Source organism: Cupriavidus sp. 05L411 (assembly GCF_056398045.1).
Window position 1 is genome coordinate 52830 of the sequence record NZ_JBFTOQ010000005.1, and the last position, 13076, is coordinate 65905.

Consider the following 13076-nt stretch of genomic DNA (forward strand, 5'->3'; position numbering starts at 1 on the left):
TCAGCCCCCGACAAAGCTGCTGGTACTGCCGATCAGCGTGCAGCCACATTCGGAGCGGTGCCCATGCAGAGCAATCGGCCGGCCATCCAGCCTGTGGGAATCGTCGCCCTCGATGATCGGATTGACGCCGTGCGGCCGCCCGTCCGGATACCGCATCGGACAGTCGACCAGATCGCCTTTGCGGCCAATCGGCCGGCCGTCGATCATGTCGCTGGGCGAGCCGGTGATCACGCGGCCACCATGCGAGGTTTCGTCGCCGAGCACGATCATGGATTGGGGCATTGCAGTCTCCTCAAGTGGAAATTGAATGGAATGGAATGAAATGGAAAGGCATGGAAAGTAAGGGGACGCGGGCAGCACCATCACAGGCGGGGCCATGGCGGCCCCTTGGGGATCATGTCGTCCAGCAACGACTTCCCACGTGACTTGGCGGCGTCCAGCACCGCATCCGCGGCGCGGCCTGCTGCCTCGGCCGCCGTATCGAGCGCCGCCTTCCTGGCCGACTGGACCGCCGCCTTGCTGACGCCGATCATGGCATCGAAGGTGCTGAGCTTGGTCATGCCGAGGTGCCGCACACGTGTGTTGTCGCCAATATAGAGCGTACGTGCCCAACCATAGCCGCCCAGCGAGTACTCGTGGAAGTGCGGGACCCGGAACCACGCCCGGCTGTCATGGATAAAATCGTCGAACAGGGCAATGGCTGCCCGCTCCTGAATGGCGAAACGATCGACGGCTGCCGGCGAGGTCCATTTGCGCAGGTAGTCGATCATTTCCTCGGTGGGCTGCACCAGCACGTCGTCCCCCGCATTGAAGGACCGCACCGCGGCGGTCGACACCATCAGATCGCGCTGGACCAGCGTGACCACCGCCGAGTCGGGGTTCCTGTCCCGCCGCACGCAGAGCAGGCTGCCCGCGTCGCCGATGGGCCCAGCGAGAATGCGGCCCACGATGCCGCGCAGGGTGCCGAAGACATCGCCAGGCATGGGCGGACGCCTGACAAAATGCGTCTGCACACCCAGCGCCTCACGCTGATCCGGGTGAAGAAAGCCCAACAGCAGCCGAAACTCCTCCGCGGCTTCGCGCAGGTCGCGCTGGTCATTGGCAACGATTTCATCCGCGCCCTCGCCGGGACGCGCGTCTTCCGGCTTCTTGCCCGCGATCTTGGCATACAGCTCCTCCTTGCGGCGCTGGATCTCCGCCTTCTTCGCGGCAATGCTGGCCCTCAGCAGAGCGTCTTCCTTCATCAACGCCTGGCGCTGCGCCACGGTACCGCTGCCACCGATTCCCATCGATGCGGCCCGGCTGCCAAGCTGTGTGAATTGCCGTTTTAGCGCCTCCAGCTCGGCCCGCATCCGCTGCGTCTCCGGGTCATTGGCCTGCTCAGCTTCGATCCTCGACTCGATCTGATGCGGCGTCAGTTTGCCTTCGCGGCTCACGCAGGCTTTGTAGAACGGCTGGGTGCTGACGTACTCGCCGGTGCCAACGCGCGCCCGCAGGGACCGCCACATCAGGTTCTGGCGCAGCCCGAGGTCCATGGCCTCTTCCACGCTGTCCACTTGTGGCAGCCTGTCGAGCCAGGCGTTGAAGGCCTGGATGACGGGGAGGGCGATCGCGAAGTCTTGCACAAGCAATCTGTTGGTCTCAATCTCGCTTTTGAGCAACAGGGGAACTCCGGCCTTGAGTGCCTCGATATACATGTCATGCAGCGGAATCTTGCCGAGCTTGTGCGCATCGTTCACCACCGACTTGCCCTGGTCTCCGGGAGGATAGCTGCCACCCACGTCCGAATGCACACCGGGATAGGGCACTTCCAGGAGCTGGTCCGKGCCGCCCGGATAGCTGCGGCCCTTACGGATCGTGTCGAGCGGAAAGCTCATGCGCTGCTCGTGGATCGAGAAGAAATGCACGCAGCGCCGGACGGACTTCGGGACATTGAGCCGGCCGCTCCCTGCCCAGTCGAAGTGGCCATCGAAGGTGTCGAAATCGAGGGCGCTCGCGGTGGAGTCGGGCGGCCCCACCGAGGCCACGGTGTCGAAGAGGCCAAGGAAGTTCACCTGGTAGGGGATCAGCCCGGCGAGCTTGCCGTCCTTGGCCCACTCATTGACCAGCTTGCTGACGAAAACACGCGCCGACGCCGCCCCGCGCGAGAAGCCGAAGACGTTGACCCATACCTTCTTGATCACCTTGTTGCGCTGGCAATCCCTCTCCATGGCGCGCTGCAGGCCGGCCAGGGCGTTCAGCTTCTGCTCAAGCAGGGGGGATGACGGTCTTGCGCCGAACACGGTCGCGGTGACGGTTGGGTTTAACTGTTGGCAGATTTTGGCGGCTATTTCATTCCCCATGAAAATTTCATCGAATTTCCCTGAGATAGCCCAATGGACCGCGTGCAATAAGCGTGTGTAACCCCAGACACAGCGTGTGCCGAAGCCAGTGGCAAACGCCTTTCCCGTCGAGGAATAAGTATGCTCATCGACTTCGGGGAACGGCGTACCGACTCCGACAATGTAGTATTTGAAGTGCCCTTCTCCTGGCCTTTCCTTCGTCACGTTATATAGGCGCGCCACATTAGTGTGGGCAAAGCCCTTGGAGTCCCGCCAGGGGTTCTTTTCGTCATCGTTGTTATTGGTGCCGTCGAAAAAGAGGTTGACATGGATCGTCTGTTCGCATGCACCTAACGGATCGATCACCTTTGCCTTGCCAAGCGAATATGCATCTTGCCCTTCCGGTAAACGCCCGCTGTCTCGCTCCGGCATCTTGGCCGGCCAACGCAGAATATTCATCGGTTCTTCTCCTTTTTGGATGTCGGAGGGCATGGCAGGCCCGCCTTGCACAGGCCACTCTCATAGTTCTTTTCTCTTAACTCCGGTGGACAGTCGCGCTCGTCGCTGGCGCAGTCAGCTATTCGTGCCTGCGCGCGCACGCCCTTGGTCTCTTCATCATCCAGCACACCATGAGCGATAAAGGGGTCATCGTCGGCGGGACGTGCATCAACGCTGTTTCGGCCATTTGCATTCCCATCCGCGACCATGATCTTGACCCGATCATCCGGCAGGAATATCGCCCACATTTCCCCGGAGTTGGCACCATCGTATTGCGGCACCTCGGTCGTGGCACGATAAACCACACCCGGTGTTTTTCCGTCCTGAACTTTCTCGACATGCCAGTGGACCGTGACCTCAATGCCGGGACGCCAGACCGCAGGAATACCGATGCAGCAGTTCTGTGCACCGCCGCCGGAGCGCCCTCCTGGAGGCGCCGGCCTGATATTGGGTCCGCCTCCGCGCATGCCATCCGGGCCGGTAATGCGGAACCAGCCGATGAAGTGCGGCGTGTAATTGAGCCCACTCACTCCTGCGCCAAGCATGCGACCAGGCGTGGGTGCTGCCTCCACTTCTGCATCGGAAAACACCGGCGAGAACCAAGCCGACACCCGATCGGAGCATGCGCCCAGTGCCGCGACCAGAGAAAGGCTCGCGCCGATTCGCCATAAAATTCGCGCAACACCGCTGTTGTTATGCTTGGCGGCGTTCCGTCGATGAGTTTGCTTGCCATCGTTGTTGGTGGTGCCGTCGTTGACATGGATTGCCTGTTCGCATGCCCCGAGCGGATCGATCACCTTTGCCTTGCCGAGAGGATAGGCTTCGCGCCCTTCTGGCAAGCGCCCGCTGTCTCGTTCCGGCATCTTGGCCGGCCAGCGCAGAATATTCATCGCGTCTTCTCCTTTTTGGATGTCGGAGGGCATGGCAGGCCATGCCTTGCACAAGCCGCTCTCATAGTTCCTTTCCCTTAACTCCGGTGGACAGTCTCGCTCGTCGCTGGCGCAGTCAGCTATTCGTGCCTGCGCGCGCACGCCCTTGGTCTCTTCATCATCCAGCACACCATGAGCGATAAAGGGATCGTCGTCGGCAGGACGCACATCGACGCTGTTTCTGCCATTAGCATTCCCATCCGCGACCATGATCTTGACCCGGTCGCCCGCAAAAAGATGGCCCACATGCCAGCCGTATCCTCTCCGTTGTATTGCGGCACTTCGGTCGTAGCCCGATAAACCACCCCCGGCGTTTTTCCGTCATGGATCTTCCCTGCATACCAGTGGATCGTGACCTGGATGCCGGGGCGCCAGATCCTAGGAATGCTGATGCAACAATTTTCCGCACCACCGCCCGAGCGCTCTCCCGGCGGAGCCGGCATGATATTGGGGCCGCCGCCGCGCATGCCATCCGGGCCAGTGATGCGGAACCAGCCGATGAAGTCCGGCGTATAGTTGAATCCGCTCACGCTGGCGCCAACCCTGGGGCTTGGCGTGGGCGCCGCCTCCACTTCTGCATCGGAAAACAACGGCGAGAACCAAACCGACAGTCGATCGGAGCAAGCGCCCAGCGCCGCGACCAGAGAAAGGCTGACGCAGAGTCGCCAGAGCATTCGCGCAACACCGCCGTTGTCATGCTTGGCGGCATTCCATCGATGAGTTTGTTTGTCATCGTTGTTGTTGGTGCCGTCGAAGAACGGGTTGACATGGATCGTCTGTTCGCATGCCCCGAGCGGATCGATCATCTTTGCCTTGCCAAGAGGATAGGCTTCGCGCCCTTCCGGCAAGCGCCCACTGTCTCGTTCCGGCATCTTGGCCGGCCAGCGCAGAATATTCATCGGCTCTTCTCCTTTTTGGATGTCGGAGGGCATGGCAGGCCCACCTTGCACAGGCCGCTCTCATAGTTCTTTTCTCTTAACTCTGGTGGACAGTCGCGCTCGTCGCTGGCGCAGTCAGCTATTCGTGCCTGCGCGCGCACGCCCTTGGTCTCTTCATCATCCAGCACACCATGAGCGATAAAGGGGTCATCGTCGGCGGGACGGATATCCGCCCGACGCCCGTTAGTGCTATCACTCACCATTACTTTGACGCGATCGCCGGGCAAGAAGATGGCCCACATGCTGCCGGATAGTTCGCCGTACTCGGGCAACGTGGTCGTGGCACGGTAAACCACGCCCGGTGTTTTTCCGTCCTGAACTTTCTCCACATGCCAGTGGACCGTGACCTCAATGCCGGGACGCCAGACCGCAGGGATGCTCATGCAGCAGTTTTCCGCACCGCCACCGGAGCGCCCTCCTGGAGGTGCCGGCCTGATATTGGGGCCGCCTCCGCGCATGCCATCCGGGCCGGTGATGCGGAACCAGCCGATGAAGTCCGGCGTGTAATTGAATCCGCTCACGCTGGCGCCACGCATGCGATCTGGCATGGGCGCCGCCTCCACTTCTGCATCGGAAAACACCGGCGAGAACCAAGCCGACAGTCGATCGGAGCAAGCGCCCAGTGCCGCGATCAGGGAGAGGCTGACGCAGAGTCGCCAGAGGTGTCGAGCAACAGTGGTGGTGTTGTGCATATGGATCCGCAAGGCTGCAAAGTTGCGATCGCTGAAGCCGGCGCCTGATCGTTAAGCCGCCGGCGGGAAGGGCTAGTCGCCCTGGCGCGTCGCGGCGTCGCTTTCCTGGATCTGAACAAACTGGGGCTCGATCACCTGCGGTCGGGCTGCCTGCGTGTCGCGGGTGTTCTTTTGTACCGCGATGGCGCCAAACAGCGCGAGCGCGAAGGACATCCCATAGAATCCCTTCTCGCTCAAGGCCAGGGTGGCGTTGAACAGCCCCACGCAAAGCAGCAGCACGGACAGGATCACCGACACCCAGCTCAAGCCGTAGTAGATGCCGGTCACCGGAATGCCTTCCAGCCGGTCGCGCACGCTCTTCTGGACAGACACCGCGGCGAACAGGCCGTAGACCAGTACCGTAAAGTAGTAGCCACGCTCATTGAGCTGCATGTCGGCATTGAAGAGTCCCACCAGGAAGGCAAGAAAGCCTGCAAGAAGTGCGGACCACGAAGCGGCGACGAAGGCGAAGGATGGCTGTTGAGATTGCTGGTTCATGAATGGTTGCATTGATAGTTGCGTTGGAGGTGCGTTGGAGGTGCGTTGGAGGTGCGTTGGTGGTTGATGTTTAGAAGCTGCTTCAAAATGAAGCGAAGCGGTTCTGGCCAGGCGCGCGGCCGCAGACAGTACAAGTGGATCGGCCAAGGCCGCGCAACGACGCCGGCATCTTTTGGAAATGGCCTCCTAGGAACCGGGTAGCGGTTTGTCAGGCGCGGGCAGGATCGAATCTCGGGGCGCTTTTTTTTGCTGTTTGGCCAGCAACGACTCCCAGACGGTCGGCCATACGCTGGCAAGCCGCTCTCCGAAGGACTGGTCTGGGGTGCTCCGCTCAAATGCGGATCGCACGTCGGGATGGCTATCGAAATCCGCGCCATACAGGTAGCTGTACTGGCAATACAACAGGCGGTCGGCCGGCTCCTCCAGGCCCCATTGGATCGCACGCAGATAGCGCGCCTCGAACGCCTCGAAACGCTCCAAATAGGGCCCATCCCCGTTGACGTCGCCGTTTTCAACGAGCGCCGCGAGAAGCTGATCTGCCTCGCAATGCGTGGTGATCATGTCGACCTGTTCCTGACTAAGCGAGATCTTGATGGGATACGCCACGGTTTGGGTGCCATCCAGCAGGCCGTCGATGCGCTGCCAGTCCTCCGCATAGCCGCGGTACTTCCATTGCTGGATTGGCTTCATCAGTTCTTCTGTGATGTCCTTGCCCCAGACTTCCAGCACAAAGGCCAGATTGCGCGGATCGAAATACCGGACCAGGGCGGTCATCCCATCGCCGATGTCAGCCAGAAGGAAGGACTGCAGGTGTGCGGCCAGCTCGCCGATGCCGGCGCGGCTCCATATCAGCGTCAGGCAGGGGGCAAGGTGATCCAGCCTGTCGAGCGTTGACAGCCATTGCGCCTTCGCGTTGTCAATGCGGGCCAGGAACAGCGAGGCGTTTTCTGCGGCGTCCTCGGGCAGGCCGGCGTAGACATTGCGAATATCCGGCGCCCCCTGGAGGGCGTCCCGGATCGGAAGGGGATGCTGCGCGCCGTCAACCAGCGCATAGATATGAATCGGGTTGCTCTCTTTGGTCATGATGGGCCTCCATCGGCTAGCGTGGCACCAGCGCTGTGTTTCGTGCGGCAGCTTTCAGCAGGCATTCAATGCAGACCTGCTTTGGCTTGAGGTCGACCGGGATACTGCTCGGCCCGGTCATGTTCTTGCTCGCGGCATGCACGACCCAGGCACCGTCGGTGCCGTGTTCGATCCGCCCGCCGATCAGCTTGATATAGCTGCCGCCCCCATCGAGCAGCAACTCTTCCTTGGCCTTGATGACGATGCGGTTCGCGGTGGCGGTGATTTCCAGCATGGCCAGCAGGTGGATGGAGTTCTTCAGCGCCTGCACGTCGATGTCGCCGACGGCCGCGACAAATCGCATGCCGGCTTCGTAGACAAAGACGCGCCACGCCTTGCGGATGCTGGCGAGGAACCCGCCGCCCGTGGTCACCGACATGTGCTCGCCGGTGGTGATGGCAACGTGGGTTCCGCTTTGCAGATGTGTCAGCCCCGGTGTGGCCGTGGCAATGCCGACCGGGCTGGTGAGCGCCAGGTGCGGCGCGGTGAATTCCTTGAGTGGTCCGTCGCCCTTGAGCGCCATATGCTGCTGGGCGATGGCCCTGGCCACCGCCTTTTGCTCGCCGTCCTGTGCCCCGGCCGTCTGCGCCGCTTCGGCCAGTTGTTCGGTCTGGCTCTCGGCGTGCTGCAGCGCGTCGACCATGTCACCCATGCTCATGGCATAGTCGCCGCCAGATGATCGCTTGTGGGTCGTCAGCAACATGCCCATGGCACTGCGCAGCGCGCCCCAGGCGTCGGTGCGCAATTCGAAGCCTTCGCCGCGCTTGCCTTTGCGGCCGGTAAAGTCGTGAATGCTGACGTTGTGGCCCAGTGCCAGCTCGGAGGCCTGGTAGTCCGAGCCGATCTGCACCTGCGGCTCGCCGGCCGTGTCGTCGGCCAGCATCTTGTTGTGCCGCCCGCCGCCTTTGCCATTGCCGCCGGTCAACTCCTGACTGCGAAAGCCGGAGATGGCTTGCTGGCCGGGTAGCTCCCACGGTGGCAGATTGAGCCGGTTTGGCACACGGTTGGTGACGATCAGGCAATCCGGGTCACCGTGCAGCCCCTCGACCAGCACCTCCTGTCCGATCCGCGGAACATGGGTGGAGCCAAAGCGATCGCCAGACCAGGCATTGGAGACGCGCACCCAGCAAGAGCTATGCTCGTCGTTGCTGCCGTACATGTCATAGGGCAGTTGGATCTTGATGCGCCCGTACTCGTCGGTATGAATTTCGTGGCCGCTCGGGCCAACCACCGTTGCTGAAATGGGGCCTTGCGTGCATGGCTTCTTCTGGGTGCGTACCGGGCGGAAGACCTCACTGGTGGGCTGGACCTCGAACTCGACCTCGCAGCACCATGACTGCCTCTGCCCCGAGGCCTGCGGGACCTCCTCGATCAGCAGCCTGGTCGCGTAGGTGAGGTACTCGCAGTTGGCGTCAAGCATCAGATACTTGGCCAGGGTGAACGTGCATCCCGGCACCACACCGCGCAGGTTGCCCTTGCCGCGGCCACGCAGCCCATGCTGGCGCAACGCTTCCATCCGGATGCGGGCAATGAGCGCGCCCTCCTCCCATGGGTCATTGCCGGTAGAGGGCTGGGCGTGGTCGCCCGGATACTCATAGATTTCCTGCGTGGAGTGCGCGGTGTCGCGCGGATCTCTGGCGGCTACCGTGAGGTCCGCCCGCGTCTTCACAAAATCGTAATCGTTGCTGCGCCACTTTCCGGCCACCAGACGATCGATGACCTCGAAGTCATAGATATGCTCTTCATCGACGCGGTCCGCTGAGTGGTGCCATCGAATCGTGTGGTAGGCGGGGCTGGTGAATTTGCGGAAGGCGCCGTTGCCGTCGGTGAGCACGAGACGGTGGTGCCCCTCGGAATGCTCGTGAAACCACGACATCCCCCATTCCTGGGTCAGCCGCTGGAAGTAGTCGAAATCCGTCTCGCCGAACTGCTGCTGGAACACGCGCTTCGGGTATTGCGCTACATTCAGGCGCATCTCCACTGGGAAGATGTACTTGGACAGTAGTTGGTCCAGGATCTCGACGACGGTGAGGTTCTGATAGATCTTGAAGCCGGCGTTCAGTGTGGCCAGCCACAACCATGGCCGCAGCGTCAGTCGATAGATGAGATGGCGATCGGCCTGGATGGGACCACGCACCTCCGTCACCAACCCGGTGATTTCACGCTTGCCGGCCCCGACGCCACCATCGAGACCCATCCCGCTGCCATCGAGTTCGATCTCGACGGTCAGTTCCTGGCCCTCCAGTGCTTTCTTGTCGAGGTCGGCCGCCGGCCCAAAGGATGCGTTGCGCGCATCCGGCGTTCTGAGTTCAAGCTGATACTCGAACAGGCCATTCAGGCCATCGGTGCCAGTGAGGCGCGAGAAGACCAGCACGGGCTCGCCCAGCACCTGTGGCAGGCTTGCTCCTTTTACAGTGACCGTCCGGTTGGAGAGGAATGGCAGGTTGTCGCGAATACCCATGCGGGGTGGCCTCCTGGCAGTAAGGATTGCCGCAAGGTGACCGCGATACAGACAAGACACTCGTTGCGGGGAGAACGCGATCTTATACGCAAAGAGTTCTTCATGATTGTTAACTAATTCAAATAATTGGGTAAATTCAGAATTTTCCCACTATTCCTAGTCATCATTCCTAATTCCTAACACGCACTCCTATGTCTTGCGCCGTCTTTACTTGAGCATAAGAAGGCGGCCGCACTTGCCCCAAGATTTCGTAAAATTACGGGATAGAAAGTACGTATCACAGAGAACAAAAATATTCACATCAAATTAGGACACGTCCGATTGATCAAGGTGAATTATTGCGAGAAAATGGGAGGCAATTTTTAAAATTTCAAATCATGATGGAGTGCACAGGCGGGAATAAATGCAGCCCATCGGGATTTATTTTGGCGGGTGGGGACCCAACATGATGCGAAGATCGGCGGCCTGGCTTACTGCGAAGCCAGCAGGAGCTCGGGCACGATAGCCAAGGCGGGCCGCACTGGATGCCGTTCACGGGAGAGATTGCCTTGGCGCGCCCAATTCAAGGCTAACCACGGGCGGCACGTTGCACCGGGAGAGCGATTGCCGCGGCGGCATCCTGGATGAGCTGGACCCGTTGATTTGCCACGATGTGGATGTGCGCCCGTCTTCCGACCGCGAGCGGGCAGGCATTTAACGCTACTTACCACGGCGGCAGTGGCATCGTCGAGACTCTGGTGGCCGGATGAACTGGCGATGCCAGGCGCGGGCGGGGCGCCGCGGGCATTTCAGGCACGTCAGCCCTCTCTCGCCCCTTGCACCCCATACCGCGCAAGAAACATCGCAACCGCCGAATCCACCACCTGCCGCTGCATCGCCGCATCCAGCGGGGGCTGTCCCATGGTGATCTGCGGCCAGAAGGCAAACGCCTTGATCAGCGCCTGCAGCTGACAAGCGGCAAAGGCGGGATCCGCCGCTTTGAGCTTGCCGTCGGCCTGCGCCGCGCGTATCCAGACATGGATGCCCTCTTCCCGCTCGCCCAGCCTGGCGACCATTTCCCTCGCCCGCTCCGGCGAGTGGATGGTCTCGGCGATGGCCACGCGTGCCAGGTCCATGAAGCTGGCGTTGTTGAGCATGTTCATCTTCAGGCGCACCAACTCGCGCAACTGCGCATCCACCGGCTGGTCACTCGCGTAAGCCGTGTCAAGTTCGCCCTGGCTGCTCTCCCACAACTGGGAAAGGATCTCGGCAAACAGCTCATCCTTGCTGGCAAAGTGGTTGTAGACCGTGCGCTTGGAAACCGCTGCCCGGGCGGCGACCTTGTCCATGCTGGTGACTTCGAAGCCGTTGTCGCGAAACTCGGCGATGGCGGCCTGAATGATGGCTTCGCGTTTGCGATCCGTCAGGCGTTGGGCTGGGGGCATGGCGTTCCTGGGGGGCCTTGGCGTTGGGGAAATGGGTAATTTTACACCGACAAGTTTACTTTCCAGAAAATGGAAACTACACTGTGCAGTACAGTTTTTGCAAATCGAAGCGGGATGGAACGGCCCCGCCGCTTGCCCTGCCCCCCACCTTGGATCCTGATTGCCATCATGACCAATCATTCGCCCCGCCCCGTCAGCAGCCAGAGCTACACCCAGTCGCCGGAATCGCGCGCGAGCCAGGCTCGCGCCCTGGCCGGGCCGCCCAACGGCGGCTTGCTCAAGACCCTCGGCATCGCCTGGCGCTTTCTCTTCGACAAACCCGCGGACACCCAGCCAGCCGGCCCGGTTCCGGTGCAAACGTTGACGCAGGCTGACCTGCTCGCCGCGCCAGACAACACGGTGTTTCGGCTTGGGCATTCCACCGTGCTGCTGAAACTACGCAACGCATTCTGGATCACGGATCCGGTCTTTAGCGAGCGCGCTTCGCCGGTGCAGTGGGCTGGCCCGCAGCGTTTCCATCAACCGCCGATTGGCATCGACGCCTTGCCGCCCATCAAGGCGGTGATCCTCTCGCACGATCACTACGATCACCTGGACCGCGCGGCCATCATGGCACTGGCGGACAAGACCGAGCACTTCCTGACGCCGCTCGGCGTAGGGGATCGCCTGATCGACTGGGGGATCCACGCGGGCAAGGTGAGGCAGCTCGACTGGTGGCAAACCACCGAGGTGGAGGGCGTGCGTTTTGTCGCGACACCGGCGCAGCATTTTTCCGGGCGAACGCCGTTTGACGGCAACCGTACGTTGTGGGCGTCTTGGGTGATTCTGCACACCGATCTGCGCGTGTTCTTCAGTGGCGACACGGGCTACTTCGACGGCTTCAAGCGTATCGGCGAGCGCTATGGCCCATTTGATCTCACGCTGATGGAAACCGGCGCTTACGACGTGAACTGGCCCGCCGTGCACATGCAGCCTGAGCAGACCCTGCAGGCGCATATCGACCTGAATGGCAATTGCCTGCTGCCGATTCACAACGGCACCTTCGACCTGGCCATGCACGCCTGGCACGAGCCCTTCGACCGCATCATCGCGCTGGCCGCTGCGCGCGGCGTTCCAGTCAGCACCCCGCGCATGGGCGAGGGCGTCAGCATCCTGCAAGCGCACAACGCGGATCGCTGGTGGCTGGACGTGAAGACGCGCCGCAACCGCAAATCGACGCCTGCCGCAAGCCCGCGCATCGTCAACGAACAGCCCTGAGAAAAACAATGTCGGGCGCATGACGGCCAAACGGCTGGCCTGAGCCACGCCAAACTCACAATCGCATCACGGTGTATCATGGCTGCGTTGCAGGCTTCGCGCCTGCATCGGCGTTCTCAGGGCGGGGTGAAAGTCCCCACCGGCGGTGATGGCGATTTTTTCGCATAAGCCCGCGAGCGCCCGGTTCTCCTCGAAGTCTCCGAGAGCCGGGGTCAGCAGATTCGGTGCAAATCCGAAGCCGACGGTCATAGTCCGGATGAAAGAGAGCGCGATGTTTCTGTTCCCCGCCCCGTCTCCCGGGCCGGGGGACTAAACTCGTGCGCCCTGATTCTGGTAACCCACTCTTCTGAAGAAGACCATGAATCAGTTAGTTTCTCCTGTCCAGCGCGACCACCGCGACCTCCAGGACACCGCTCCCGTCAATCCGGCCTGGCGCTTTGCGTTTATCCACGCGCAATGGCATGCGGATATCGTTCATCAAGCCCGCGACGCCTTCCTCGCTGAAATGGCCGCGCGCGGCGTAGCGCGCGAGGCAGTGGACGTGATTGAAGTGCCTGGCGCGTTCGAGATCCCGCTGCATGCACGCAAGCTGGCCGACACCGGGCGCTATGCGGCGATCGTGGCGTCGGGCTTTGTCGTCGATGGCGGCATCTACCGCCACGAGTTTGTCGCGGACGCCGTCATCAGCGGCCTGATGCGCGTGCAGCTCGATACGCAGGTGCCCGTGCTTTCCGCCGTGCTGACGCCGAAAAGCTTCCACGATCACGAAGACCACCGCAAATTCTTCAGCGAGCACTTCGTCGTGAAGGGCCGCGAGGCGGCGCAGGCCTGCATCAAGACGGTGGAAAGCCTGAGCAAGCTGGCGGCGTGACCGGACCGGGCCCGCACTAGGGCTCG

11 protein-coding genes and 1 riboswitch are annotated in these 13076 nt (G+C 61.6%); of the genes, 2 read left to right on the forward strand and 9 right to left on the reverse strand.

The window, feature by feature from the left end:
• The 9 genes from AC1DQR_RS07235 to AC1DQR_RS07275 form a co-directional block, all read right to left on the reverse strand.
• Window positions 1–282, reverse strand: coding sequence for a PAAR domain-containing protein (locus AC1DQR_RS07235; protein ID WP_416051644.1), 282 nt, complete (start codon window positions 280–282; stop codon window positions 1–3).
• Window positions 283–362: 80 nt separating this feature from the next.
• A complete protein-coding gene (locus AC1DQR_RS07240) occupies window positions 363–2780 on the reverse strand; it encodes a T6SS phospholipase effector Tle1-like catalytic domain-containing protein (RefSeq protein ID WP_477132795.1) in 2418 nt (805 codons plus the stop codon).
• Window positions 2777–3742 carry a DUF3304 domain-containing protein gene (locus AC1DQR_RS07245; protein WP_416051642.1) on the reverse strand — a complete coding sequence of 322 codons (966 nt, stop codon included), beginning with the start codon at window positions 3740–3742 and terminating at the stop codon, window positions 2777–2779. Before AC1DQR_RS07245 ends, AC1DQR_RS07240 begins: the two co-directional genes overlap by 4 nt.
• 86 nt (window positions 3743–3828) lie before the next feature.
• A complete protein-coding gene (locus tag AC1DQR_RS07250) occupies window positions 3829–4647 on the reverse strand; it encodes a DUF3304 domain-containing protein (protein WP_477132796.1) in 819 nt (272 codons plus the stop codon).
• The gene (locus AC1DQR_RS07255) at window positions 4644–5378 is read right to left on the reverse strand and encodes a DUF3304 domain-containing protein (protein WP_416051640.1); all 735 of its coding nucleotides are present in this window, start codon (window positions 5376–5378) and stop codon (window positions 4644–4646) included. The genes AC1DQR_RS07250 and AC1DQR_RS07255 overlap by 4 nt, the downstream gene beginning before the upstream one ends.
• A 72-nt stretch (window positions 5379–5450) precedes the next feature.
• Window positions 5451–5915, reverse strand: a complete 465-nt coding sequence (gene yiaA / locus AC1DQR_RS07260) for an inner membrane protein YiaA (protein WP_416051639.1) — start codon at window positions 5913–5915, stop codon at window positions 5451–5453.
• Between the two features lie 186 nt (window positions 5916–6101).
• Complete coding sequence (locus AC1DQR_RS07265; RefSeq protein WP_477132797.1) at window positions 6102–6998, reverse strand: DUF4123 domain-containing protein; 897 nt, start codon at window positions 6996–6998, stop codon at window positions 6102–6104.
• A 16-nt stretch (window positions 6999–7014) separates the two neighbouring features.
• Window positions 7015–9498 (reverse strand): type VI secretion system Vgr family protein, encoded by a 2484-nt coding sequence (locus AC1DQR_RS07270; RefSeq protein WP_477132798.1) that lies wholly within the window; start codon window positions 9496–9498, stop codon window positions 7015–7017.
• A 797-nt stretch (window positions 9499–10295) separates the two neighbouring features.
• Window positions 10296–10922 (reverse strand): TetR/AcrR family transcriptional regulator, encoded by a 627-nt coding sequence (locus AC1DQR_RS07275; protein WP_416051636.1) that lies wholly within the window; start codon window positions 10920–10922, stop codon window positions 10296–10298.
• A 168-nt stretch (window positions 10923–11090) separates the two neighbouring features.
• On the opposite strand from AC1DQR_RS07275, the gene AC1DQR_RS07280 reads away from it, so the two are divergent.
• Both AC1DQR_RS07280 and AC1DQR_RS07285 read left to right on the forward strand, forming a co-directional pair.
• Complete coding sequence (locus tag AC1DQR_RS07280) at window positions 11091–12179, forward strand: MBL fold metallo-hydrolase (RefSeq protein ID WP_477132799.1); 1089 nt, start codon at window positions 11091–11093, stop codon at window positions 12177–12179.
• A gap of 108 nt (window positions 12180–12287) precedes the next feature.
• Window positions 12288–12451, forward strand: a riboswitch (FMN riboswitch).
• Window positions 12452–12537: 86 nt separating this feature from the next.
• The gene (locus AC1DQR_RS07285) at window positions 12538–13050 is read left to right on the forward strand and encodes a 6,7-dimethyl-8-ribityllumazine synthase (RefSeq protein ID WP_416051634.1); all 513 of its coding nucleotides are present in this window, start codon (window positions 12538–12540) and stop codon (window positions 13048–13050) included.
• The last annotated feature ends 26 nt before the right edge of the window (window positions 13051–13076 follow it).